Origin of the sequence: Streptosporangium sp. NPDC050284, assembly GCF_044459525.1 — a bacterium.
Taxonomy (GTDB): Bacteria; Actinomycetota; Actinomycetes; order Streptosporangiales; family Streptosporangiaceae; genus Streptosporangium.
The window spans coordinates 606,427-630,075 of record NZ_JBITIZ010000001.1 but is presented as its reverse complement, the minus strand read 5'-3'; the positions used below and the strand labels follow the sequence as shown (position 1 = coordinate 630,075).

25 protein-coding genes are annotated in these 23,649 nt (G+C 67.6%); 13 read left to right on the top strand and 12 right to left on the bottom strand.

Features of this window, described 5'->3' with window-relative positions; translation table 11 throughout:
- The first annotated feature begins 1 nt into the window (after position 1).
- The gene (locus tag ACIBH4_RS02685; RefSeq protein ID WP_362512222.1) at positions 2-370 is read left to right on the top strand and encodes a hypothetical protein; all 369 of its coding nucleotides are present in this window, start codon (positions 2-4) and stop codon (positions 368-370) included.
- A gap of 130 nt (positions 371-500) precedes the next feature.
- Here the strand turns inward: ACIBH4_RS02685 and ACIBH4_RS02680 are convergent, their stop codons facing one another.
- The 5 genes from ACIBH4_RS02680 to ACIBH4_RS02660 all read right to left on the bottom strand — a co-directional run bounded on the left by ACIBH4_RS02680 (position 501) and on the right by ACIBH4_RS02660 (position 4,042).
- Positions 501-734, bottom strand: a complete 234-nt coding sequence (locus ACIBH4_RS02680; protein WP_362512219.1) for a hypothetical protein — start codon at positions 732-734, stop codon at positions 501-503.
- Positions 731-1,177, bottom strand: a complete 447-nt coding sequence (locus tag ACIBH4_RS02675) for an ATP-binding protein (RefSeq protein WP_362512216.1) — start codon at positions 1,175-1,177, stop codon at positions 731-733. Before ACIBH4_RS02675 ends, ACIBH4_RS02680 begins: the two co-directional genes overlap by 4 nt.
- Positions 1,178-1,344: 167 nt before the next feature.
- Entirely contained in the window at positions 1,345-1,794 is a 450-nt protein-coding gene (locus ACIBH4_RS02670) for an NUDIX domain-containing protein (protein ID WP_362512213.1), read from the bottom strand.
- Between the two features lie 11 nt (positions 1,795-1,805).
- Positions 1,806-3,053 (bottom strand): DegT/DnrJ/EryC1/StrS family aminotransferase, encoded by a 1,248-nt coding sequence (locus ACIBH4_RS02665; RefSeq protein WP_362512210.1) that lies wholly within the window; start codon positions 3,051-3,053, stop codon positions 1,806-1,808.
- Positions 3,050-4,042 carry a Gfo/Idh/MocA family oxidoreductase gene (locus tag ACIBH4_RS02660; protein ID WP_362512207.1) on the bottom strand — a complete coding sequence of 331 codons (993 nt, stop codon included), beginning with the start codon at positions 4,040-4,042 and terminating at the stop codon, positions 3,050-3,052. The genes ACIBH4_RS02665 and ACIBH4_RS02660 overlap by 4 nt, the downstream gene beginning before the upstream one ends.
- Before the next feature lie 443 nt (positions 4,043-4,485).
- Between ACIBH4_RS02660 and ACIBH4_RS02655 the strand changes: the two genes are divergently transcribed.
- Positions 4,486-5,652 (top strand): helix-turn-helix transcriptional regulator, encoded by a 1,167-nt coding sequence (locus ACIBH4_RS02655; RefSeq protein WP_362512204.1) that lies wholly within the window; start codon positions 4,486-4,488, stop codon positions 5,650-5,652.
- Positions 5,653-5,661: 9 nt separating this feature from the next.
- Positions 5,662-6,387 (top strand): 5-formyltetrahydrofolate cyclo-ligase, encoded by a 726-nt coding sequence (locus ACIBH4_RS02650; protein WP_362512200.1) that lies wholly within the window; start codon positions 5,662-5,664, stop codon positions 6,385-6,387.
- 200 nt (positions 6,388-6,587) lie between these two features.
- Here the strand turns inward: ACIBH4_RS02650 and ACIBH4_RS02645 are convergent, their stop codons facing one another.
- From ACIBH4_RS02645 to ACIBH4_RS02635, 3 genes are all read right to left on the bottom strand, one after another.
- Positions 6,588-7,646 carry a phosphotransferase gene (locus tag ACIBH4_RS02645; RefSeq protein WP_362512197.1) on the bottom strand — a complete coding sequence of 353 codons (1,059 nt, stop codon included), beginning with the start codon at positions 7,644-7,646 and terminating at the stop codon, positions 6,588-6,590.
- A 412-nt stretch (positions 7,647-8,058) separates the two neighbouring features.
- Positions 8,059-8,295, bottom strand: coding sequence for a hypothetical protein (locus ACIBH4_RS02640; protein WP_362512195.1), 237 nt, complete (start codon positions 8,293-8,295; stop codon positions 8,059-8,061).
- Positions 8,292-8,705 (bottom strand): ATP-binding protein, encoded by a 414-nt coding sequence (locus ACIBH4_RS02635; protein WP_362512192.1) that lies wholly within the window; start codon positions 8,703-8,705, stop codon positions 8,292-8,294. Before ACIBH4_RS02635 ends, ACIBH4_RS02640 begins: the two co-directional genes overlap by 4 nt.
- A 264-nt stretch (positions 8,706-8,969) precedes the next feature.
- Here ACIBH4_RS02635 and ACIBH4_RS02630 point away from each other — a divergent pair, with 264 nt between their 5' ends.
- The 4 genes from ACIBH4_RS02630 (at position 8,970) to ACIBH4_RS02615 (ending at position 11,033) form a co-directional block, all read left to right on the top strand.
- Complete coding sequence (locus ACIBH4_RS02630) at positions 8,970-9,818, top strand: helix-turn-helix transcriptional regulator (protein ID WP_362512189.1); 849 nt, start codon at positions 8,970-8,972, stop codon at positions 9,816-9,818.
- A 7-nt stretch (positions 9,819-9,825) separates the two neighbouring features.
- Positions 9,826-10,023 carry a DUF397 domain-containing protein gene (locus ACIBH4_RS02625; RefSeq protein WP_362512186.1) on the top strand — a complete coding sequence of 66 codons (198 nt, stop codon included), beginning with the start codon at positions 9,826-9,828 and terminating at the stop codon, positions 10,021-10,023.
- A 37-nt stretch (positions 10,024-10,060) separates the two neighbouring features.
- Positions 10,061-10,264 (top strand): DUF397 domain-containing protein, encoded by a 204-nt coding sequence (locus ACIBH4_RS02620; protein ID WP_362763315.1) that lies wholly within the window; start codon positions 10,061-10,063, stop codon positions 10,262-10,264.
- A gap of 217 nt (positions 10,265-10,481) precedes the next feature.
- Complete coding sequence (locus ACIBH4_RS02615; RefSeq protein WP_362763318.1) at positions 10,482-11,033, top strand: flavoprotein; 552 nt, start codon at positions 10,482-10,484, stop codon at positions 11,031-11,033.
- A gap of 140 nt (positions 11,034-11,173) precedes the next feature.
- Here ACIBH4_RS02615 and ACIBH4_RS02610 read toward each other — a convergent pair whose 3' ends face one another.
- The 4 genes from ACIBH4_RS02610 to sigJ form a co-directional block, all read right to left on the bottom strand.
- Positions 11,174-11,365, bottom strand: coding sequence for a hypothetical protein (locus ACIBH4_RS02610; RefSeq protein ID WP_362512176.1), 192 nt, complete (start codon positions 11,363-11,365; stop codon positions 11,174-11,176).
- Positions 11,366-11,525: 160 nt separating this feature from the next.
- Positions 11,526-14,285 carry a M14 family zinc carboxypeptidase gene (locus ACIBH4_RS02605; RefSeq protein ID WP_362763321.1) on the bottom strand — a complete coding sequence of 920 codons (2,760 nt, stop codon included), beginning with the start codon at positions 14,283-14,285 and terminating at the stop codon, positions 11,526-11,528.
- A 231-nt stretch (positions 14,286-14,516) separates the two neighbouring features.
- The gene (locus ACIBH4_RS02600) at positions 14,517-14,870 is read right to left on the bottom strand and encodes a hypothetical protein (RefSeq protein ID WP_362512170.1); all 354 of its coding nucleotides are present in this window, start codon (positions 14,868-14,870) and stop codon (positions 14,517-14,519) included.
- Positions 14,871-14,925: 55 nt separating this feature from the next.
- Complete coding sequence (gene sigJ / locus ACIBH4_RS02595; protein WP_362512167.1) at positions 14,926-15,867, bottom strand: RNA polymerase sigma factor SigJ; 942 nt, start codon at positions 15,865-15,867, stop codon at positions 14,926-14,928.
- A gap of 291 nt (positions 15,868-16,158) precedes the next feature.
- On the opposite strand from sigJ, the gene ACIBH4_RS02590 reads away from it, so the two are divergent.
- The 6 genes from ACIBH4_RS02590 (at position 16,159) to ACIBH4_RS02565 (ending at position 23,514) form a co-directional block, all read left to right on the top strand.
- Positions 16,159-16,668: a carboxymuconolactone decarboxylase family protein gene (locus tag ACIBH4_RS02590; protein ID WP_362512164.1), complete on the top strand. Its 510-nt coding sequence runs from the start codon at positions 16,159-16,161 to the stop codon at positions 16,666-16,668.
- Between the two features lie 112 nt (positions 16,669-16,780).
- A complete protein-coding gene (locus tag ACIBH4_RS02585) occupies positions 16,781-18,406 on the top strand; it encodes a carboxyl transferase domain-containing protein (RefSeq protein WP_362763324.1) in 1,626 nt (541 codons plus the stop codon).
- Positions 18,407-18,467: 61 nt separating this feature from the next.
- On the top strand, positions 18,468-20,633 hold the full coding sequence (locus tag ACIBH4_RS02580) for a biotin carboxylase N-terminal domain-containing protein (RefSeq protein ID WP_362763542.1): 2,166 nt from the start codon (positions 18,468-18,470) through the stop codon (positions 20,631-20,633).
- A gap of 70 nt (positions 20,634-20,703) precedes the next feature.
- Entirely contained in the window at positions 20,704-21,516 is an 813-nt protein-coding gene (locus tag ACIBH4_RS02575; RefSeq protein ID WP_362763327.1) for an enoyl-CoA hydratase-related protein, read from the top strand.
- A gap of 37 nt (positions 21,517-21,553) precedes the next feature.
- The gene (locus ACIBH4_RS02570; RefSeq protein ID WP_362763329.1) at positions 21,554-21,679 is read left to right on the top strand and encodes a hypothetical protein; all 126 of its coding nucleotides are present in this window, start codon (positions 21,554-21,556) and stop codon (positions 21,677-21,679) included.
- Positions 21,679-23,514, top strand: coding sequence for an acyclic terpene utilization AtuA family protein (locus tag ACIBH4_RS02565; RefSeq protein ID WP_362763332.1), 1,836 nt, complete (start codon positions 21,679-21,681; stop codon positions 23,512-23,514). Before ACIBH4_RS02570 ends, ACIBH4_RS02565 begins: the two co-directional genes overlap by 1 nt.
- Positions 23,515-23,649 lie beyond the last annotated feature (135 nt).

Below are 23,649 nucleotides of genomic sequence, written 5' to 3'. Positions count from 1 at the left end.
GATGGCGACGATCCTGACGATCGGGCTACACCCGAACGTGATCGACTACACCCGGTATCCCGGCCTCGACGAGGCGACGCTCACCGCACGCATCGAACAGGGCGACGCGGCTCTGCGGGCGGCGGGTTTCGACGCCGTGCCGTGCCTGATCGGCACCGATCCGGACGCGGCGGAGAGGACCGTCCGTGAACGGCTGTCCGAGGGCGCCTTCGATCTGGTCATGATCGGGGCTGGTGTACGGATGGCACCCGAGCACACCCCACTGTTCGAACGGCTGATCAACGTGCTGGTGGAGACGGCACCCGGAATCCGGTTCTGCTTCAACACCTCACCGGAAACGACGGTCGACGCCCTTCGCCGTTGGGCATAGCCGTTCGCCGATATCGACGTTCGCCAGAGGGGACCGGCCCACGCCGCCTTGTAGCCGCGGTGTGGGCCGCTGAGGTCGCGGTGACAGAACGCCATCGGGTGGTGTTGCCGTTACAGGGACGATGGGTCAGTCACGGTACAGCTCGGGGTTCGCCCGGCGGGCAGGAGGGGTTGCACAGGACGTCGACCCAGATGTCGGCGACCGGCGCGGTGATCTGCTCGACGGCCTCGGCCGGGATCACGTCGTCGGTGACGTCGGCCCAGATCAGGCGTACCGCTGCGGCCAGCGTGACGATGTGGGTGCCGCACCCCGCACACAGGCGCACCCCGTCGGACAGATCCACGATGGGCAGCGGACCACTCACCGAGCCCTCCACTCCGCGCAGACGAACCAGACGGTCTTACCGTCCACCGGCCTGCCCTCCGACGCCGGTACGACGCCCCATCGGTCGGCGTAGGCAGTGACGATCGCCAGCCCCCGACCGTGCTCCTCCTCCGGACCGGCCGGAACCGGGTTCGGCCACACGGCGCTGTGATCGGTGACCTCCCCACGCACGACCCGCCCGTACCGGTACAGCGCGAGGGTGATCGGCGCCTTACCGTGCAGGATCGCGTTACTCACCAGCTCCGACACCACCATGGTCACGTTCTCCACCACGCAGGACATGTCCCAGGCGGCGAGGACCTCCCGCACGAGGCCACGCGCCTTACCGACCGCTTCGGGATCAGCGGGCAGATCCCAGTACGCCTCCCGGGTGTTCTTGTCATTTCTTACGAGATGTGGGGGGATGGAGCTAGGGTTCTTCATAGGTCAGAGGGCTCCGAGTTCCTGATCCAGTCCTCGGGCCGGTGGTTGCGTCACCAGGCCCGAGGACGCCGGGGATTGCCTCCGCTCGCCATGACCGAAACGAGCGTATTGCGTTAATTGATATCGAATTTCCGATGTGACGCCACAATCTCACTAAGAAAATCCAGCTAATCACCCTGTAGTTTTCGATACTTTCCGATAATGCCCTTCACCGCGTCCGTCACGGGCTGCTCGCCGGCGAGCGCGCTCCAGATGTAGGCGTCATGCTCCTGGAGCTTGATGGGTTTGGGAGCGGCCACGTCCACGACGAAATTGAACTGGCGGCTCTTCTTGCCGCTGCCGGACGTGTAGTCGAAGCTTCCCAGGTAGTCGCGGATAGCGACGACGTCGAGGCCACTTTCCTCCTCGACCTCCCGGATCAGTGCCGAGTCCAGCGTTTCACCCACCTTGGCCTTGCCGCTGGGCAGCTCGAAGATGCCGCCCATGAAGTCGTCCTCCGGCCGTCGAAGGAGAAGCACCTTGCCGTCGTGTTGCACGACCGCGCCAACGACGAATTGTTGAACGCCGTCACGTTCGGCCTCGGCACTGAGTTCTTCGAGGAGAGCAGATTGATCCATGATTCCTTACCCTAGAGGAGGTCGCGATAATTCTCGGTCACCTTGCGGAACGCCTCGATATAGCTATCGACCAGCGGAATTTCCTCCTCCCTGTGCCATACCGGAAGCTTGAGAGTGTCTCGGTGAATCGCCTCGGCATTCGGAAAATCGCCGGGCGAATAGTTGATCCTTTCGCTGTACTCGGGAAACAATGGCCCCGGCTCCTGGAACAGCGGAAGGAGATTGAGTGGACAGGTCGAACCGGGCCGATCTACCTCGTGGCACCCCTCGGCCTGCAGCGCCTTGTAGAAGCGTTCGATAGGCAGGCCGTCAAGCTCGTTCATGGCGTAGCGGAGCGGCAAGCCGTACCAGGAAGCACGCACGCCGAGCGGCCGTTCCGGCACGATGATGCCCGGCAACTCGGCCAGGCGCTCGCACAGATACTCCGCAGTGGTGGCACGTCCTTTCAGGTAGCCGTTCAGATACCCAAGTTGGTCAAGAGCGATGCCGGCTGCCAGGGGGTGGATGCGGGACTTGAGCCCCATGCCGGTGGTGGCGTAGCGGTAGAGCGAATGATCGGATGGCAATTCGCTGCGACACCGCTTGTTGTACTGGCTGTGCAGCAGCACGCGGTAATAGACCTCATCGTCGGCGGTCAGGACGAAGCCACCTTCCCCGGCAGAGAGAGGCTTGGGTCCGTTCATGCTGAAAGCGGCGGCACGTCCGAAGGTGCCGATCCGCTGGCCATCGATGGTTGCGCCGTGGGCATGCGAACCGTCCTCCAGGAGGATCAGGTCGTGCTCATCCGTGATGCTTTTGAGCGCCTGCATCGCGGCCGGCTGTCCCCACATATGCGTGACGACCATGGCTTTGGTGCTCGGAGTAATCCGTCGTACGACGTCCTGCGGATCGAGATTGCCCGACTCGTCACAGTCGGCCAGGACAGGGACCGCACCCAGGTGCAGCAGTGGCGTAACCGTGGCGAAGAACGTGTACGCGGGCACGATCACCTCATCCCCCGGCCCGAGTTCGCAGGCCGCGTACATCGAATGAAGTGCCGCCGTCCCCGAACTGGTGAGGATGGCGTGCGCGATGCCGTGGTAGTTGCACAGCTCGTTCTCCAGCAGTTCGATGACACCCGAACGGTTGTAGATCGAGATACCTTTCCCGAGTTGGCTCAGCACGGCCGCCGTGGTGGTTTCACTCGGCGGCCAGGTGAAATGCGGTGCGGACTGGGTGATGGTTGGTGCACCACCGAGCAGCGCCAGGGGTGAGTTCACAGCATCTCCTTGGGGTTGATGTAGACGTGGGTCTTGGCTGACTCGTAGCAAGCGGCGATGAAGCTCATGTGCGCCAAATTCTCTTTCGGACCGCTGAGGTTCGGCCGCAAGCCCTCGATGACCCTGCAGAAGTAGTCGATCTGGCAGGTAGCCGCCGATGGCCATGCCTGTTCACGCGACAGCGATTCGATGACGTCGCCGCCATTGGTGAGCCTCTGGATACGGCCGCGCTCCAAGTGCACCATGCCCTTGCTGCCGACCAAGCGGATCCGTTCGGTCTTCGGGCCGATGAAGCGCGATAGCAGTAGTGAGCCGTATAAGCCGCTGTCGTAGCCGAAGTGGATGAGTGCGGTGTCCTCGGCGTCGTATTCACGATCTGGCCGGGCAGCCACCGAGACGTCAGCCAGCACACGATCCGGTAGGCCGAAGTACCACAGGATCATGTCGATCAGGTGGTAGCCCATGTCAATGATGCAGCCGCCACCGGCCTTGGCGTTCAGGCCACGCCATCCCTCGGAGGGGTCGTCAATGAACAGTGTGTACTGCGCGTCCACGACGAATGGCATGCCAACTTGGTCGGCAAGTTGCGTGAAACTGGTGTAGATCGGATTGAAGCGGCGTTGCAGCGTGACCATGAGCTGAATGCCGGATTCCTCGCACTGCTTGGCGAGTTCCTGCGCTTCGCTCATGCTGGTGGCAAACGGCTTCTCTTTCAGCACATGAATGCGATGTTCGACAGCAGTCTCGATAACCGCCCGGCCGACGTGGTGCGGCACAGTGACGATCACCATGTCGAGCTGTTCAGCCCTGAACATCTCCCGGAAGTCGGTGTAGCCGTTGACCCGGAGTCGGTACTGATGCTCACGGACGATCTCGGGGTTCTCATCGCAGATGGCCACCAACTCAGCGCCATCGGACGAACAGAGCCCTGGAATGTGGTCCTCCAAGGCTTGCTTGCCGAGGCCAACCACACCGGCTCGCAGTCTCACCGGTCGCCGACCTTTCGTGAAATTGTCAATCTTAGCGATTGGCATTGCCTTGGGAACGGGTAGCACCGCCATATCTTCGTTAACCCTTTCGCGATGACGAGGCCAGCCAAGTACAGATAGTTTCAATGATCACCTTCACCCCCTCTACGAGTAATCGGCTGTTGTCGATGACAAGAAACGTCCTGGTTCACGAACACTCCTTGCGACTGCTCATGGCCGCCGTGCTACAAAATTCCGAAAACGGATAAAAACCAGAAAGCGGAGCTACTCCCTTTCTTTTTCATAACCGCTTCCCTTCCGGCATCTGCGCACCGTAATCTGAATGCAACAGGGAGTAACGGATGTACGCCAGGGCAGAAGCGCTGCACTGTTGTCTCAGGATTGCGGCGTTCAGCCCTCTGACCAGCTGAAATGCGTTCCGGACCGGCGGAAGGGAGCGGGGGATGGCATCGCGACGACAGCGGTTCGCGCAGCGCCGGAAAAGCGTGGGCTTCAGCCAAGAACGGTTGGCTGAACGGCTCGGCATCGACAGGTCAACGGTGACACGCTGGGAGGCGGGCGAGACCGAGCCGTTGCCCTGGTTGCGGCCGAAGCTGGCACGCGTCCTCCAGGTGTCCATCGAACAGCTTGACGAGTTGCTCGCCGAGGCCGGAGAAGCCGAAGCCGTTCCCGATGAGCGACTGAACCACGTCCTCAAACACCCCGGCAGCGTCGATCTGGTGGCCGTGGCTCGGCTGCGCGAGCGCGTACAAGAGCTTGATGTGCGCTACGACAGGGCACCGTCCACCTCCCTACTGGCCGACGCCGGGCAGTGTCTGGGGCAGGTCAGCTTCCTCAAGGCGCACGCCGCCACAAGCCGAGTGCGCCGCGAACTGTTCGCGGTCGAGGCCGAGGCGGCAACACTCATGGGTCAGCTTGCCTGGGACGCCTCACAGCGCCGCGATCACACCACGGCCCGTGCCTACCTTGGGCAAGCCGTAGAAGCAGCGCGGCAGATTCACGACCCAACGGCCGAAGGACTGGCCTTGCTACGAACGAGCTTTGTTGCCCTCTATGGCGAGAAAGAGCCGCAGGCCGGATTGGCACTCGCCATGCAGACAGCCGAAGCGGTCAAAGGCAACAGCCACGTCCTGACGGGCCTCGCCATCTTGCACGCGGCGGAGGCGCGAGCCATGCTCGGGCAACGGCAGGACTGCGAGCAGGCCTTGTGCCTGGCACAGGCGCACTTCGAACAGATCGGCACCGCGGACACGGCGGCAGATCTGTTCTCACCGACCCAGCATGGTCGGCTGGCAGGCTCCTGCTATCTGTTTCTCAACGACGCCGAGCGCGCTGAGTCGATTCTTGAAGATACGGCGCAAGCCCTACACGATCGGTCGAAGTCCCAAGCGATCGTGCTCGGCAATCTGGCCCTCTCCTGTATCCGTCAGAAGAAGATCGACGAGGCCGCAGCCTGGCTGCACATCGCTATAGAAGTGGTAGAGAGGACCTGGGGTGGCGGTGGGCTCGGCATCGTTTTCGGAGCGGGCCGGGAACTGCGTCCCTGGCGACGGATGCCGGTCGTCCAGGACGTGTACGACCGTCTGCTCACCCTTATGGCGGCGGCGTAGGGAGCGAAGTTGACCAATTCGGGCACCGACCAGGCCAAACAAGCGATCCGCGAACGAGTATGGGCGTTGCTGGAGCAGGAGCGGGCCGCACCGCCCGGTGTCCACGGCCGTATCCCCACCTTCTTCGGAGCCGAGGCCGCCGCCGACCGCCTAGCCGAGTTGCCCGTGTGGCAAGCTGCCCGGGTCATCAAGTCCGTGCCGGACAAGGCACAGCTCCCGGTCCGGGTGCGGGCACTCACTGAGGGCCGGTTGGTCTATATGGCCGTGCCAAAGCTGGCCGAGGAGCTGCCGTTCTACCTGCTCGATCCAGCGACACTGACCGTGCCCCTGGCCGAAGCCGCGTCAAGCGAGGTGGCCGCGACCGTGTCGCGCAAGATCGGCGTGGACGACATGCGGCCGGTCGATCTGATCGTGTGCGGCAGCGTCGCGGTCAATCGGCATGGCGTCCGACTGGGTAAGGGCGCTGGCTACTCCGACATCGAGGTGGCCCTGCTACAGGAGGCGGGGTTGATCGGGCCGGAGACGACCATCGTGACGACGGTGCACTCTCTGCAGGTGGTTGACGACAAACTGCCGGAAACCAAGCATGACTTCAGCGTCGATCTGATCGTGACTCCGGACGAGGTCATCGAGTGCGGACCACAGCGCCGACCGCAAGGACTCTATTGGGATAGCTTGAGCCAAGAAAAGATCAAGGCTATTCCCATCCTGTCTGCGATGAAAAACGCTCTGTAGATAACCGGTGACATGAGCGAGGTCCGTACCCGGCACGACATCCCCGCCTACATGCGCATGATCGCAGACGGTCACTTGGTCGCCGATGAGCTGGCCACCTCGCGCCAGCCGTTGGAGGAGGTCAATATCGCCTTCGAGCATGCTGCCGCCCGGCGAGGCATCCGAGCGATGATCGAATTCCGAGCGGGGGGCCGGGTGGGTCAGGCTCCTACGGCGAAGGCGTCCTCGACATCCTGACGGTGGTCGGTCCACCAGCTCAGCAGCCGTTCGCTGGGGGCCATCAGAGCATCCGGACCGTGGTCGTCGCGGTCGTAGTGGAACTCGAAGATCCAGTAGTCGGACATGCGCTTCCACCACAACCGGTTCACCGCATCGGCTAGGTCAGCACGGGTCAATGGCCGCACTGTGCGGTAGCCACCCACGAAGGCGGCCACACGGTCCAGGTCGAGACGACCGTGCTCGCCGCCGAACTGCACCTGCGCGGTCCTGGCCACCTCCTCGGCCAGAGGTTTGACCGCGACCCGATCCCAGTCCAGGACAGCCGTCACCTTCCCCTCACGACGCAGGATGTTGCGGTACTGCAGGTCGCCGTGTGTCCAGCCGAACGGGCCCGGCGCCTCGCCCTCGGCGGGCGGGGATGCCCGGTGTTTGTCGATAAGAACTTTGCGCTCTTCGAGCAGCCGGCGGGCCAGGTCATCGAAGGCGCTCGGCTCGCCGACCGCGCTGATCGAGCTCAGGAGCCGGTCGGCCTTGTCGAGCGCCCTGTCCGGGCTGGTCACTTTCACGCGGGGCCGGATGTCGACCACCGGCAGAAGCACGGGCGTCTGATCGCTCAGAGCCTGATGGAGGCCGGCCGCCAGCGCCCCGAGATCGGCAACCTCGTTGAGGGGCAGATCGACTCCTTCGACGTGGGTGCCCTGCGCCCATGGAGAGAGCAGATAGTGACGTGAGTCGACCTCCAGTACGGCGGCTCCGTCTCGGGTCCTCACCGGGGCGCAGACGGGAAGCTTTGCCGCTGCCAGCGCGCCCAGCACCAGCGCATTGCGACGCGCGATCTCGGCGGGGACGTCACACAACAGCTTGAGCGCGTACACGCCCGTGACGGTGTCCAGGCGCCAGTTACGGTTCATCAGCCCCTGTGCGAGGAACATCGCGTCCTGGATCTCTCCCAGTCCGAACTCCTGCCGTACCCTCCTCAGGTCATCGGTGTCCGGCCCATCACGGAAGGCATCCGGTACCGCTGAAGTTCCATCAGTCATCACGGCGACGACGGTAGTCAGATCAGCCCGAGCATGCACGCCAAACGTCCGGCGAATGCGACCACCTCGCCTGAGCCGCCCAACCGCGATGCTCCGAGAGGAAAACTTGAACCTCGCCCGACCCCACCAACTGACCTGGTGAAAGAGCTCACTCTCCGGCTCGGACGACAACTGTTTCCCGGTTCACGCTCGGCAAGGGGGACCGCGAGCGTGAACCGGCTCCGGGTTCAAGGGATCGGTGAGAACGATCCCGCTGAACCCGGAGGTCGCGGGTTCAGGGCCGGTGGGGACGGGGCAGGTCGAAGCAGACGGCGGTGCCGAGTTGGCCGGTACCGCGCGGGCGGGTCCACCGGGTGCCGGTGGCAGTGAATGAGTTCGGTGGTGACGGCCGTACGGCGCGGTGACGGCGTACTCAGCTCGGGTGTGGTTCGTGGTCGCCCGGCGGGCAGGACGGGTTGCACAGGACGTCGACCCAGATGTCGGCGACCGGCGCGGTGATCTGCTTGACGGTCTCGGCCGGGATCACGTCGTCGGTGACGTCGGCCCAGATCAGGCGTACCGCAGCGGCCAGCGTGACGATGTGGGTGCCGCACCCCGCGCACAGGCGCACCTCGTCGGACAGGTCCAGGATGGGCAGCGGACCCCTCACCGAGCCCTCCACTCCGCGCAGACGAACCAGACGGTCTTGCCGTCCACCGACTTTCCCTCCGACGCCGGTACGACGCCCCACCGGTCGGCGTAGGCCGTAACGATCGCCAGCCCCCGACCGTGCTCCTCCTCCGGACCGGCCGGGACCGGGTTCGGCCACACAGCGCTGCGGTCGGTGACCTCCCCACGCACGACCCGCCCGTACCGGTACAGGGCGAGGGTGATCGGCGCCTTGCCGTGCAGGATCGCGTTGCTCACCAGCTCGGACACCACCATGGTCACGTTCTCCTCCACGGAGGACATGTCCCAGGCGGCGAGGGCCTCCCGTACGAGGCCGCGCGCCTTACCGACCGCTTCGGGATCGGCGGGCAGATCCCAGTACGCCTCAAGGGCGTTTCGAGGTGTCTTCATGAGTGCTCCAGCGAGGGCGAGGCCGACAGAGGGAGTGCCGCACTTGGCGTGCGCGAGCCCAGAGACGCGAGACCGAAATCCGACCCAGCCAACGGCTGGTGTCACACAGAATCACGTTTCCCTTACAAAGCGTGCTCGTCTGACGCGCCCTATGATGTGGCCTGCACGGCCCAAACTGCAACTCTCATTCTGAAACTCGACCGATATGTCTCCCCTTACACCGAGTGCTCTACGATCGACATCCCTACGCCCTGGAGGTAACCGATGACATACAGTGGCCAGAGTCCGACGGTGCGCCGACGGCGTCTGGCTGCCGAACTCAGGGGTTTGCGCGAGGCTGCCGGCCTGACCATGGAGGAGGTCGCTCAGGCGCTGGACATGTCACGGGCCACGATTTCGCGCCTCGAAACCGGCAAAACAGCCCGACCACGACCTCGCGACATCCGGGACATCCTTGCTCTGTACCGGACAGAGGACGCTCACCGGGAAGCGGTCATGGACCTCGCCCGGGGTGCCCGCGAGCGAGGATGGTGGGAGCAGTACAAAGGCGTCTTCACCGGCAGCTACGTGGGTCTCGAAGCGGAGGCCTCCTCAATCGACACCTTCGAACCCCTCGTGATCCCGGGCTTGCTGCAAACCTCCGCGTACACAGCCGAACTGACTCGGGCTTCTCTGGCCTGCGACCCCACAGAGATCGACAAGCATGTAGAAGCAAGGATGCGTCGGCAGGAAATTCTGCGGCGGCCGAATTCACCCCGCTATCGGGCGATCATTGACGAGGCAGCTCTTCTGCGACCAGTGGGCAATGCAGAGGTCATGCGCGGCCAACTTCGCAAGTTGATCAACACCCATCCGCTTGAGCATGTGACGGTCCAGATCATACCGATGTCAGCCGGTCCGCATATCGGACTGTGGGGTCAATTCGTCATTCTCAGCTTCCCTGATTCCACCGACCGAGATGTTGTCTACGTTGAAACCCCGACAGACGGTCTCTATCTCGAAGAGCCAGAACATCTCGAACGTTATAATCTGATGATGCAGCGCCTCGTCGCCGACGCACTTGGAGCTGACGCTTCGATCGCTTACCTATCCGAATTGATCGAACGGTTGTGAGGCACCGATGGATCTGTCCGGCGCCGAATGGCGCAAGAGCACCCTCAGCCAGGGCGGCGGCAACAACTGCGTGGAAGTCGCCCGCAACCTTCCTGGCATCGTCGCGGTACGTGACTCGAAGGCCCCCGATGAGCCAAGCCTGATCTTCACGCCCTCGGAGTGGTCCGCCTTCGTCAAAAGCATAAGGAACGGCCAGTTCGACTGACCAAAACCCGCCGCACAGCTACAGCCGAGAGGAAACCATGGATCTCCCCCAGTCTCACCTCCTTACCTGGCGCAAGAGTTCCTATTCAGGCTCAGGTGACAATTGTGTCGAGGTCGCGGCGCTGCCCGGCGGGGGCCAGGCCGTACGGGACTCCAAAAACCCCGGCGGCCCCGTTCTGAAGTTCACCCCGAGCGAGTGGTCCGCGTTCATCAGCGGGGTCAGGAACGGCGAGTTCGGCTGACGGACACCCCGCTACGGGCATGACCGCGACCAGTCGCCCGGCCAGGGCCCTCACCTCGTTGAGGAGCCCGGCCGGCGACTGGTCAAAGCCGAGACGTGCTGGTGAATGGTGATGCGGGCATGCCGAAGTTCCGCCCGGAGGTCCAGCGCGGCGATGCGAGAGGTGAGTGCGCCGAAAGGCGCTACGTGTATTCGCCAGAAGAGGAGTACGGCGGAACATGACGAGCGGCAAGCCGGTTCTGTATGTGATCGCATGTGGAGGACGACCGGCCGCGGAGCTTCCCCGTCTCGTGGGGCACGCCCAGGCGCAGGATTGGACCGTCTGCGTGGTCACCACACCGTCGGCGACGAAGTTCGTCGACACGACGCGGCTCGCACAGCTCACCGGGTATCCGGTGCGAAGCGACTACAAGCGCCCCGAGGAGCCGGACGTCCTTCCCCCGGCTGACGCGATGGCCGTGGTTCCCGCCACCTTCAACACGATGAACAAATGGGCCCAGGGCATCAGCGACACCCTCGCCCTGGGACTGCTCAACGAGGCGCTCGGGCTTGGACTGCCGCTCGTGGCCGTGCCCTGGCCCAACGTCGCGCTCGCCCGTCACCCTGCCTTCGCCAACAGCCTGGCCCTGCTGCGCGAGTGGGGCGTGCGGGTCATCTTCGACGTGGAACGGCTCCCCGCCCCCAACTCGGGCGAGCCCGGAGCCGCCACCTTCCCCTGGGACGAGCTTCGCGAAGAACTTCAGGAAGTACGATCCGCTTGCAAGCCTTGATAGCCGTTGCCCACGAGACCGAGGCGCCGTCTCCCTGCCGGAGCCAGGCCGCCGCGCGGCCTGTCGTCTCACAGGGCGCGAGCGGCGTCACCCGGCCCGAGTGGCCATGGTTTCCCTCACGTGGCGTACGCGCCGGTCGTTCATCCCTTGTTGTTGTTCTTCTTGCCGGTCGTGAAGGCCACTCCCAAACCGGCGCCGACGGCGATACCGATGCCCATGCCCATGGCCAGGTTGCCGAGCGCGACTCCCAGGGCGGCGCCGATGGCGACGCCGACGGCGATGCCCATGGAGAGTCCGGTGGCAGCCTTCGACGCTTCGTCTTTCTCATCCATGTGCCTGCCGCTTCCCCCGCTCCGGTGGAACATGCGCCCCGTCGGGCCGATATCTTGGCGCGTCGGCCTTTCTCGCTCACGAGCGGGCATGCGCGCGACGGCGGGCCCGGCCGGACGAATCCGGCCGGGCCCGCCGTGCTCTATGAGACGGATACCGGGATCAGGCGACGACGGAGCGGAGCGGAACGCCCGCGCCGTCCAGATCACGGATCAGGTCGCGGACGTACGGGTGCTCGTCGGCCGTCAGGCCGTCGGGGTTGGGGATCGTGATGTACGTCGAGCCCGCGGCGGACGCCGTCTGTGCCGTGTCGGTGTACTTCTCGATGACCGCCTGTGCCCGCGCGAGGTCGGCGTCGGCCACCTCGATGGTGATCGGCCGCCACTCCCCGCCCAGGTTGGGCAGTTCCTCCGCCTGCTCCGCGGCGCTGCGCGAGGGCTCCGCACGCAGGGTCCGCTGCTGGGCGGCGGGCGTTCCCCCCTGGTACAGCAGGGCGTTCGCGACGAGGTGGATACCGTTCTCGTTGTACGCCCTGAACAGCGGGTTGTAGGCGAAGAGGACGGCGCGTCCGGCACCGGTCGGCTCGTCGACGATGGCGGCCGTGCCCTTGAGCGCGTCGGCCCCCACCGTGTAGCCGTTGGACCAGAACCTGCCGTCGGACGGGTAGGTGAGGACGTTCCTGCCGGTGGTGCTCGGGTTCAGGATGGGGTCACCGTTGTTGAACTGGAAATCCTCCAGGGGACGGCCGAGTGCCACCGGGTTGTCGCTCGCCACGTCCACCCGGAAGTGCGATCCGATGACCTGGTAGCCGGTCGGCTTGGGCTTCTCGGTCGTGGAGGTCAGCCCCGCGGCACGGGCGACCCGGGTCCCCTCGTTGCGCAGCCCGATGTAGGTGCCGCCCGCGGCCACCCACTGTTTGAGGTTGGCCTGGCCCGTGGCGGTCAGGCCGCCCGTGGAGTTGCTCCCGTCGGGAACGAGCACGACGGTCCGCTCGGTGAAGGCCGGGGTGTTGTCGTTGATGTCGGCCGTGGTCACCGGCTTGAGGTCCAGGCCCCAGCGGTTGCCGAGCACGTAGCGGGCCTCGCCGTACGACCCGGAGGTCGTGCTGATGCCGGTTCCGGCGAACAGGCCGACGTCCGGGGTGCGCAGCGGGCTGCCGGAGGCCGCCGCCGAACCACCCGTGACGGTGACGCCGAGCGACCGGGCCAGCTTGTCCAGCGTGTTCGGGGTGAGCGCGCCCGCGGGCAGGCTGACCACACCGCTCTGCATGTCACGCGAGAGCGGCACACCCGAGGCGAGCAGTTTGAAGGTGAGCTCGGAGGCCGCGGCCGAGTCCAGCGGGTAGGAGTAGGAGCCCTTCGGCGGAGCCGAGGAGGCGATCCCGCCGTCGATGTCCTTGACCAGGTCGGCCTTGGGTGACAGCTCATCCCCGGTGTAGATCGTGTCGACCCCCATCAGCAGCGGGTTGCTCCACGAGGAGACGTCGTAGAAGTACGGGAACGGCGCGTAGGGGTTCTCGCCGATGAGTGCCTGGATCCAGTGCTTCTGCGGCTGGTTCATCGGGATCCAGTAGGCGCCCTTGGGAACCGTGAGGTTGGCGGCACTCCGGCCGCCGAGGATCTGGGCGCTGGGTACCTTGACCGGGTTCTTCAGCCGGTAGACCTCGACGTCCATGTCGCGCAGCCGCTCGACCAGCCGGCGCACGTCGCCGATCTGCCGGTCGGGCAGCAGGAAGTACGAACGGATCTTGATGTCGGGCACCGGGAACTGGACCGTGTTGGTCGGCTGGACGACCTCGTTCGGCTGAAGGGTGCCGGCGGCACCTTCCTCGATCGCGGTCCGCCATATCGAGTAGTAGCCGTCGAGGACCTCGCGCTTGTTGTCGGCGGCCCAGCCGATCGTCGCCCACTGGGTGTTGAACTGCTGCTGCACCCGGTCCTGCACGGCCGAGGCGCTGCCCTTCTCGTACGTCATGCCGGCGGCGCCGAAGCCCGCGGCCGGCACGGTGTCGCCGTAGCCCATGTAGAACAGGTCGTACGTCGCGTAGTTGAAGTAGCACTCGGTGGTGACGCCGGGGCCACAGGCGCCGTTGTAGCCGAAGCCCTCGCCGTTCGCCGCTCCGATCCGGTTGATCCAGTTCACCGGCTGATCGGCGATCTCGTGGTGGATCGGGTCGGCGTTGGGCGGAAAGAAGTACTGCCGGCCGCCCATCTCGTGCGCGTCGACGAAGACCTGCGGCGGATATTTCCGCAGCATTTCGATCTTGCCGTCGGTCTCCGGCTGGGTGCGGGCGAACCAGTCCCGGTTCAGGTCGAAGCCGTACTCGTTCTGGCGGCGGTTCGCGTCGCGGCCGTCCGGGTTCTGGGTCGGCACGATGACCGTGACGAGGTTGTCGTTGCGCTTGGCGACATCGCAGGACAGGCCGCTCGCGAGTTCGTACAGGGTCCTGAGCGCGGCGTCCGCGCCGCTCTTCTCACCACCGTGCACGTTGCCCGTGATCCAGACGATGGCGGGAGAGTCCTTGGCGATCCGCGCCGCCTTGTCGGCCTTCAGCGAGCGCGGGTCACGCAGCGATCCGACCTGGTCGGCGATCTTCTTCAGCTGGCCGGGAACCATGTGGTGCTGGTCAGACACGATGGCATAGGGCAGTTCCTGGCCGGAGACGCTGTGCGCCATCGTTCCCGTGACCACGCGCTTCGAGGCGCTTCCCACGGCCTTCAGGTAATTGTCGATCTCTTCTGTCGTGAGGATCCTGGGCTGTCCCTGGCCCAGCGGGAAGCCGAAGAACTGCTCGGGGCTCGGCACGTTGGCCGCGTGGGCGGTGGGGTCGGTGCTGCACTTGTCGCCGATCGGACCGGCTTGCGCCGACGAGGTCGGTGTCAGGGCGAGCACGGCCGATACCAGGACCGCGACGCCTAGCACCTTCCCATAGGGGGATCTTCTGCACGCCGTCGTGCGAAACCGCATTTCAACTCCAGACAGGGGGCGGGGGGTGACTCTGGGGAGAGCCCCGGCCAGGAAAGGATGAATTCACGGCGAACAGTATTAGAAAGCAGCAAACCGGACAAGGGGGAAGGAAACTTCACAACACCGTGCGAATTGTCGTGATTTGTCATTTCTCCAGGTGGGGGCATTGGAGACCGGCCCAATCAGCTATACCGCAGTGCGTTGGCCGGTCAGGACCCGGCTGAGGTGAAGGACGCTCATCCCGAACAGCAGCACCCCCAACGGGAGGTGCAGGGTCGTCATCCCCGCGATGCCCAGCGCCACCTGCGCCAGCGTGAGCCCCAGGAAGACGGCCGCGTACAGGATGGGCTTGGGCGAACCGCCACCCGGACGCCACAACAGGATCGCGGTGGCCAGGTGCACCACCGCCACGATGAACACCCCGTACGCCGAAGCGCTGTGCAGGGCCCGTCCGCCGGGCGAGGACAGCAACAGGCCCGCGGTGATCGGCGCGGTGAAGACGACCAGGGTTTGCAGAGCGATCACGACACGCAAGAACACGGATGACTCCTTGACGGCTGCGGGGCGGAGGAAGACGGCGACGACGGCGTGCCTTCTATGCCGTCGTCCAGGGCCGGAGCTTCTCGGGGTTGCGTACGGCCCAGATCCGGGTGACCCGATCACCCGCGACCTCGAACGCCATCACCGCCTCGGTGACGCCGTCCCGCTGAGCGACCAGACCGGGCTGACCGTTGACCGTTCGCTCCAGGATCGTCATCCCGGGCGCCATGTCGGCGATCGCCATGGCGTAGCGCGCGATCTGCTCGCCGCCCTCGATCGGGCGGAGCAGGGCGCTGACGACGCCGCCCCCGTCGGAAACCATCGTCACCTTGGGATCGAGAAGTCCGATGAGTGCGTCGATGTCCTTGGCCTCCCAGGCCCGCTTGAAGTCCCTGACGACGTCGGCGCGCCGGGCCACCGGAGTCGCGGGGACCTGTGCGCGGATGCGGCGGCGGGCCGAGGAGGCCAGCTGGCGGCAGGCCGCCGGGGTACGGCCGACGATCTCGGCCACCTCGGCGAAGGAGTAACGGAAGACGTCGTGCAGGACGAACGCGACGCGCTCGGCCGGGGTCATCGATTCGAGCACGACGAGGAAGGCCATGTTGACCGACTCGTCGAGAGTGACCCGATCGGCGGGGTCGGCCAGATCAGCCGTGGGGCCGCCCGGCCGCCCGCCGAACCACTCCGTACGGTCCGGCAGCGGTTCGGGGATCCATTCGCCCACGTAGCGCTCCCGCCGGGCACGCGCCGAACCGAGCAGGTCCAGGCAGACGCGGCCGGCGACCGTCGTCAGCCAGGCGCCGGGCGACTCGATGGCCTCCCGCTGCTGCCGCGACATGGCGTACCAGCGGGCGTAGGTCTCCTGCACGACGTCCTCGGCGTCGGCCAGGGAGCCGAGGAGCCGGTAGGCGAGATTGATCAGCTGACGCCGCTCGCTCATGACCGCGCTCAGGCTCGGGTCGGTCCGGTCGTCTCCTGGCTCGGACGGGACGGTCATGGTGTCGTCGGCTCCCTCGGTGTGGTTGCTGGTGTGGCTGCGCTCACCGGATCGACGAGACAGCGCGCCGAACTGTGAGGCCGGTCGCGTCGCCTCACATTCTCGGCGGTTGTGTCGTCGGAGTTCCCGGACACCGTCCAGCACGCGGGAGGACTCCGCACCCCAACCCGGGACGCGGGTCACCGTCGGAAGTCTCACCTCGGAAGACGGGCCGTCCTCCACGGGGTCGAGGACGGCCCGCCGTCGGGGCGTGAGCTTCGGAAACACCGCTGACATCGAGAGGAAGACATCGTGACGTCCACCCCCAGAAGTGCCGAGCAGGACGACCTCAGGTCGCGTCTGCCCGATCCCTCCCAGTTCTTTCCCGAGGTGATGTCGATCGCCGGAGCCATGATCAAGGCCGTCCAGAACGGTGCGATTCCGCAGATCACCATCGGCCTGGTGCAGCTCCGCGCCGGACAGATCGTCGGCAGCACCTACCACGCGGTCCGGCAAACCGACAATCTCCGCAAAGCCGGTGAAACGGAGGAGCGCATCACCGCCGTGGCGTCATGGCGGGACGCCCTCTACTTCACCGACGCCGAACGGGTCGCACTGGAACTCGTGGAGGCCGTCCTCACCCCGAACCCGTTCGGGGAGCGCGTCCCCGACGAGCTGTACGCCAGGGCATCGGCCCACTACGACGACAAGGCGCTCTGGACGCTCATCCTCGCGATCGGCCAGATCTGCTTCTTCATCCCCGTCGCCCTCATCGCCAAGCCGATCCCCGGTATGCCTCCGGGCAAGAACTACCGGGCGTAACGCCCTTCGGGCGTGAACACCGTCCCTGGCGGGGGCACCGGTTGTGGGCTACCTTACTTGGCGTGATCAGGGGCGCGGATATGACGTCCGTGTCAAGCGAGGGAGCGGAGTCATGAGCCGCCTGGACACCACGGGTGACGACTACCGGGCGCGGCGCGAGGCGATGCTCGCCAAGCTGGCGGAGCTCGACGCCGAGCACGCCAAGGCCGTGGCGGGCGGCGGCGGGAAGTACGTCGACCGGCACCGCGCGCGGGGCAAGCTCCTGGCCAGGGAGCGGATCGAGCTGCTCGTCGACCCCGACTCGGCGTTCCTGGAGCTCTCGCCGCTCGCGGCCTGGGGCAGCGACTTCCCCGTGGGGGCGAGTGTGGTCACCGGGATCGGGGTGGTCGAGGGCGTCGAGTGCGTGATCGTCGCCAACGACCCGACCGTGCGGGGCGGCTCGTCCAACCCGTGGACGCTGCGCAAGACGCTCAGGGCGGCCGACATCGCCTTCGAGAACCGGCTGCCGCTGATCAACCTGGTGGAGTCCGGCGGTGCCGACCTGCCGACCCAGAAGGAGATCTTCATCCCCGGCGGCCGGATCTTCCGCGACCTGACCCGCCTGTCGGCGGCCGGGATTCCCACGATCGCCCTGGTCTTCGGCAACTCCACGGCCGGTGGTGCGTACGTGCCGGGGATGAGCGACCACGTGGTCATGGTCAGGGAAGGCGCGAAGGTCTTCCTCGGCGGTCCTCCGCTGGTCAAGATGGCCACCGGGGAGGAGTCAGACGACGAGTCGCTGGGCGGCGCCGAGATGCACGCCCGCGTCAGCGGCCTGGCCGACCACCTCGCCGCCGACGAGCACGACGCGCTGCGGATCGGACGGCGAATCGTCAAAAGCCTGAACCGGCGCCGCCCCGGCCGCTCCCCCGGCGCCGTGCGTGACCCGCTGTACGACGAGGACGAACTGCTGGGCATCGTGCCGGAGGACCTGAAGATCCCGTTCGACCCGCGCGAGGTGATCGCGCGGGTGGTGGACGGCAGCGAGTTCGACGAGTTCAAGCCCCTGTACGGCGCGAGCCTGGTGACCGGATGGGCCCGCCTGCACGACCATCCGATCGGGATCCTGGCCAACGCCCGCGGCGTGCTGTTCAGTGAGGAGGCGCAGAAGGCGGCGCAGTTCGTCCAGCTCGCCAACCAGGTCCGCGTCCCGCTGGTCTTCCTGCAGAACACCACGGGCTACATGGTCGGCAAGGACTACGAGCAGGGCGGCATCATCAAGCACGGCGCGATGATGATCAACGCGGTGTCCAACTCGTCCGTCCCGCACATCACGATCGTGATGGGCGCCTCCTACGGCGCGGGCAACTACGGCATGTGCGGCAGGGCCTACGATCCCCGCTTCCTGTTCACCTGGCCCAGCGCCAAGTCGGCCGTGATGGGTCCCGCCCAGCTCGCCGGGGTGCTGTCCATCGTCGGCCGGGCCGCCGCCCAGGCGCGAGGTCAGGTCTACGACGAGGAGGGCGACGCGGCGATGCGACAGCTGGTCGAGGCGCAGATCGAGGCCGAGTCGCTGCCGTTCTTCCTGTCGGGCCGCCTCTACGACGACGGCGTGATCGACCCACGCGACACCCGGACGGTCCTCGGCCTGTGCCTGTCCGTCATCGGCAACGCCACCGGCGACGCCGCCCTCCACGGCGCGGCGGCCGGCCCCACCACCGCCCCGCGGCCCTCGGGCTTCGGCGTCTTCCGGATGTGATCGTGACCATGCCCATGCCCATGACCACGCCCATGTTCCGGATGTGACCGTGACCACGCCCATGACCGCCGCCGCGTCGATCCGCCGCCTGCTCGTCGCCAACCGCGGTGAGATCGCCCGTCGCGTCTTCCGCACCTGCCGCGACCTCGGCATCGAGACCGTCGCGGTCTTCTCCGACGCCGACGCGGACGCGCCGCACGTGGCCGAGGCCGACCATGCCGTACGGCTGAAAGGTGTCAGGCCCGTCGACACCTACCTGTCGACGGAGAAGATCATCGAGGCGGCCCGCCTGGCGGGGGCCGACGCGGTCCATCCCGGCTACGGCTTCCTGTCGGAGAACGCCGCCTTCGCGCGGGCCGTGACCGAGGCCGGGCTGACCTGGGTCGGTCCTCCGGCCGAGGCCGTCGCCGCGATGGGCTCCAAGATCGAGGCCAAGGCGCTGATGGCACAGGCGGGGGTTCCGGTGCTGCCGGGCTTCGTCGCGGGTCCCGACCACTCCACGGACGACCTGGACGCCGTGTTCGCCCGGATGGGTGGATCGACCTCCGAAGGGGCCTTTCCCCTGCTGGTGAAGGCGTCGGCCGGTGGCGGCGGGCGCGGGATGCGCGTCGTGCGACGCGCCGGCGACCTGCCGGAGGCGGTCGAGTCGGCGCGCGGGGAGGCCGCGTCGGCGTTCGGGGACGGCACGGTGTTCGTCGAACCCCTCCTGGAGGGCGCCCGGCACATCGAGGTGCAGATCCTGGCCGACGGGCACGGGACGGTGTGGGCGCTGGGCGAGCGGGAGTGCTCGATCCAGCGGCGGCATCAGAAGGTGGTCGAGGAGACTCCGTCCCCGGCGGTCTCCCCCGCGATGCGGGCGCGGCTCCTCGACGCGGCGGTTACCGCCGCGCGGGCCATCGGGTACGTCGGCGCCGGGACCGTCGAGTTTCTCGTCAGGGAGGAGACGGTCGCCTTCCTGGAGATGAACACCCGCCTGCAGGTCGAGCATCCGGTGACCGAGTGCGTGTACGGCGTCGACCTCGTCGAGTGGCAGTTGCGGATCGCCGAGGGGGCCCAGCTCCCCGCGTCACCGCCCGAGCCGTCCGGGCACGCCGTCGAGGTGCGCCTGTACGCCGAGGACCCGGCCCGCGACTGGCTTCCGCAGAGCGGCGTCCTGCACCGCTTCGAGGTCTTCGGGGTGGACTCCCGCTTCGCGCCCCTGCCGGGCGGGCGCCACGGCCTGCGGCTGGACTCCGGGGTCGAGGACGGCTCGGAGATCGGCGTCCACTATGACCCGATGCTCGCCAAGGTCGTCTCCTACGGCGCGAGCCGCGCCGACGCCGTGCGCAGGCTCGCCGCCGCGCTGGCGGGCGCGAGGATCCACGGTCCGGTCACCAACCGGGACCTGCTGGTCGAGGTCCTGCGCCACCCGGCGTTCCTCGCCGGGGAGACCCACACCGGATTCCTGGAGGAGCACGGGCTCACCGGGTCCGAACGAGACACCCACCCCGCTCTCCCCGAATCCGGGCAAGACGCCCACATCACCTCGAAGCACGAGGGCGCCGGGCTCGAACGAGACACCCGCACCGGACTCACCGCCCCCGAACGGGATGACCACGACAGCGACCCCGTACCGGACCACGGCCCCCCGGCGGGACGGCCGGGGCTCGTGCGCCTGTCCGCCCTCGCCGCCGCGCTCGCGGGGGCGGCGGCGAATCGGGCGGCGGCGACCGTGCAGGCGGGACTGCCGAGCGGGTGGCGCAATGTGGTGTCGCAGCCGCAGCGCACCGCCTTCGCGGAGGCGGAGATCTCGTATCGGATCACCAGGGACGGCCTGCGAGCCGAGGGGTTTCCCGATACGGTCCTGATCGGCGCGACGCCCTCGCTCGTGGTGCTGGAGACCTCGGGCGTGCGGCACCGGTTCGCCGTCGCCCGCTACGACGACGTGACGCACGTGGACTCCCCCCTCGGTTCCGTACGGCTCACCCCGCTGACCCGCCTGCCGGAACCGGTGGAACGCGTGCTGCCCGGCTCCCTGGTGGCGCCCATGCCGGGTACGGTGCTGCGGGTCGATGTCGAGGTCGGCGAGGCCGTCGAGGAGGGGCGGGTGGTCGTGGTGCTCGAGGCGATGAAGATGGAGCATCGGATCGCCGCGCCCGCGCCGGGTACGGTGGCGGCGGTGAACGTGGCGCCCGGCCGCCAGGTCGAGGCGGGGGCCGTGCTGGCCGTCATCGAGGAGCGGACGTGACCTTCCAGGTCCCCGACGGGCTCCGTGGAGCCCCGGGGAACGGAAGAGGGTCTTGGATGAAAGGACCGAAATGAGGACCGACGGCGGCTGGCCGGTGGAACGCCTGGTGCACAAAGAGGTGTCCGGCGGGGTGGCGACGATCACCCTCGACTCCCCCCGCAACCGCAACGCGTTGTCGGTGCGGCTGCTCGGCGACCTGGAGGACCGGCTCAACTGGGCGCTCGCCGAGGAGAGTGTCCGGGTGATCGTGCTCACCGGGACCGGGCCCGTGTTCTGCGCGGGCGCCGACCTGAAGGAGCAGCGGGTCGCGCCGGGCGACGCGCACGAGGCGCCGGTGACCGCGTCGTTCCCGGAGATCATGAGCCTGATCTGGGAGAGCCCGAAGCCGGTCGTCTGCAGACTGAACGGTACGGCTCGGGCCGGAGGGCTCGGCCTGGTGGCGGCCTGCGACTTCGCGATCGCCCCCGACTCGGCGTCGTTCGCGTTCAGCGAGGTGCGGCTCGGCGTGGTGCCCGCGATGATCTCGGTGACCGTGCTGCGGCGGCTCGACCCGCGCGCCGCCGCCGAGTACCTGCTCACCGGCGAGACGTTCGACGCCGCCCGCGCCGCGCGGATCGGGCTGCTCACCCGCGCCGTGCCCGAGGAGGAGCTGGACGCGACGGTCGCCCACTACACCGGCATGCTGCTGCGCGGCGGCCCCGAGGCGCTCGCCCTCACCAAGCAGCTGGTGCGGACCGTGCCCGAGCTGAGCGTCGAGGAGGGCATGCGCCAGATGGCCGAGTTGTCCGCGAGGCGTTTCACCTCCGCCGAGGGTCAGGAGGGGATCGCCGCCTTCATGGAGAAGCGGCCCGCGTCGTGGATTCCCGTGCCGGAGGCGAACTGATGCCGCCCTCCCTACGGCGGACGGGGAGGGAGAGCTGATGCCGCCCTCCCCATGGCGGACGGGGAGGGAGAGGCGCGCGATGACACGCGCCGGAGCCTCACCGCACCGGCCGAACTTCGCGGCGCGCGAGGTGCCCGAGACGTCCGGCCCCGAGGAGAGCTGATGTTGCGCGTCGCCAACTGCTCCGGCTTCTACGGTGACCGGCTTTCCGCCGCCAGGGAGATGGTGGAGGGCGGTCCGATCGACGTGCTCACCGGCGACTGGCTCGCCGAGCTGACCATGCTGATCCTCGCGGGGAACCGGTCGAAGGGCCGTCCCGGCTACGCGCCGACCTTCCTGCGGCAGCTGGAGGAGGTGCTCGGGACGTGTCTGGAACGGGGCGTCAAAATCGTCTCCAACGCGGGCGGTCTGGACCCGGCCGGGTGCGCCGAGGCCGTGCGCGAGCTGGCCGGACGTCTCGGGCTGCCGGTGCGGGTCGCCCACGTCACCGGTGACGACCTGACCGGCCGCGACCTGGGCGGCGCGCCCAACGCCGACACCGGTGAGCCGCTGCCCGCCCCCGCCCTGACCGCCAACGCCTACCTGGGGGGCCGCCCGATCGCCGCCGCCCTGTCGGCCGGGGCGGACGTGGTGGTGACCGGCCGCGTCACGGACGCCGCCCTGGTCACCGGGCCGGGGATCTGGCGGTACGGGTGGGGGCCGGACGACTTCGACGCGCTCGCCGGTTCGGTGGTCGCCGGGCACGTCATCGAGTGCGGCTGCCAGGCGACCGGCGGCAACTACGCGTTCTTCGGCGAGGTGCCCGACCTGGCGCACTGCGGGTTCCCGCTGGTGGAGCTGGAGGCCGACGGCTCCAGCGTGGTCACCAAGCACCCGGGGACCGGCGGGCTGGTCTCGGTGGGCACGGTCACCGCGCAGCTGCTGTACGAGATCGCCTCACCCCGCTACCTCGGTCCCGACGTGGTCGCGCGCTTCGACACGATCCGGCTGGAGCAGGAGGGCCCCGACCGGGTCCGCGTCTTCGGGGTGCGCGGCGAGGCGCCTTCCGACACGCTCAAGGTCGCCGTCAACTACCTGGCGGGCTACCGCAACACCATGACCCTCGTACTGACCGGCCTGGACATCGAGGCCAAGGCCCGGCTGGCCGAGGAGGCCATCTGGTCGCGGGTGCCGAGGGAGTCGTTCGACGAGGTCCACGTGGAGCTCACCCCGCTCGCCGGGACCGCCCTGCTGCGCGTCACCGTGATGGACGCCGACCGGCGGAAGGCTGGACGCGCCTTCTCCTCGGCGGTGGTCGAGACCGGCCTGGCGAGCTATCCGGGCTTCTACGGCCTCACCCCTCCCGGTGACGCCTCGCCGTACGGGGTCTACTGGCCCACGCTCGTCCCGGCGGAGACGGTGCGGGCCCGCGTCTGGCTCGACGGCCGCGAGCTTCCCGCCGTACCCGGTACGGACGACGCGTCCGGCACACACGCCGCGTCAGGCGCGGGCGAGGCGTCCGGGACGTACGTACCCGGCACGGACGAGAAGCCCGACGTGCCCGGATCCTCGGAGGTCACGGCCTCGCCGGCCGCGAGCGGCGGTGGAGGTGAGGTGGCGGGCTCGGTGGACGATGCCGACCTCGGACGGCACGGCGAGCGCGGCGACACCGAATCCGGCGACGGTGAGACCGCCCGGGTCGCGCTGGGAACGATCGTGGGCGCCCGCTCGGGCGACAAGGGCGGCAACGCCAACCTGGGGGTCTGGGTCGCCACGCCGGAGCGGTTCGAGTGGCTGGAGGCCCACCTCACGGTCGACCGCCTGGCGGAGCTCCTGCCGTTCACCGCCGGCCTGCGGGTCGAGCGCTTCGAGCTGCCCAACCTGCTCGCCCTCAACTTCGTCGTGCACGGCCTGCTCGGCCGGGGTGTGGCCGCGAGTCCCCGTCTCGACGCCCAGGCCAAGGCCCTCGGGGAAGAGCTCCGCGCCGGGCTCGCCGACATCCCCCGGCGCCTTCTCTGATCCGCTCGCCCCGCCACGACGACCTTCTCATCACGCCGGCCGGAAGTACGCGGTGACGGCCTGCCGCAGGCTCGGCTCGTCCCGAGGGCGCCCGCGCGGGCAGGGGTCCGGCAGCAGGGGTCGTGCTCCACGCCA